This is a genomic window from Xanthobacter autotrophicus (assembly GCF_030015065.1).
GTDB classification, from domain to species: domain Bacteria; phylum Pseudomonadota; class Alphaproteobacteria; order Rhizobiales; family Xanthobacteraceae; genus Xanthobacter; species Xanthobacter autotrophicus_D.
The window spans coordinates 1-470 of the sequence record NZ_JAIVFN010000367.1 but is presented as its reverse complement, the minus strand read 5'-3'; the positions used below and the strand labels follow the sequence as shown (position 1 = coordinate 470).

General features: G+C 56.8%; 1 protein-coding gene. It reads left to right on the top strand.

What is annotated here, in order from left to right; translation table 11 throughout:
* Positions 1–287: 287 nt before the first annotated feature.
* Positions 288–470 (top strand): contractile injection system protein, VgrG/Pvc8 family (locus tag K9U40_RS23555; RefSeq protein WP_282892483.1); only part of this gene is annotated, 183 nt, incomplete at its 3' end.

Here is a 470-nt window from a genome sequence, read left to right as displayed (position 1 = left end):
GACAAGGACATGCCGGCGCGGTAATGGAGCGGTGGGTCGCTACATGCGCTGCGGGAGCGCGGGTGTGGCAATCCTGTCCGGGTGAGTTAAAAGCAACGGTGGGAGTTGTTAATAAAATTCATAATTTTTATTAATGCTGGCGGGTTTTGCGGAGCGGACAACCATTGCGAAAACATTTGAAAACAATATTTCGTCCATAGCCTGTCGAGTTTTTCGGTCTGCCGACCTATCATCCGGCCGATTCCAACTTGACTCTGCAGCAACGAGGGGGCTGCAGCCGCATAACAATGACACGCCGCGTCACCATCCGGACGCCCCTGGGAGAGCAGCTGCAGTTCCGGCAGCTGCGGGGCAGCGAGGAGTTGAGCCAGCTTTTCTCCTTCGACATCGATTTGCGCTCGGAAAGCCGCGACATCGATCCCAAGGCACTGCTGGGCAAGACGGCGACGGTGGAGATCGAGACGCAGGGC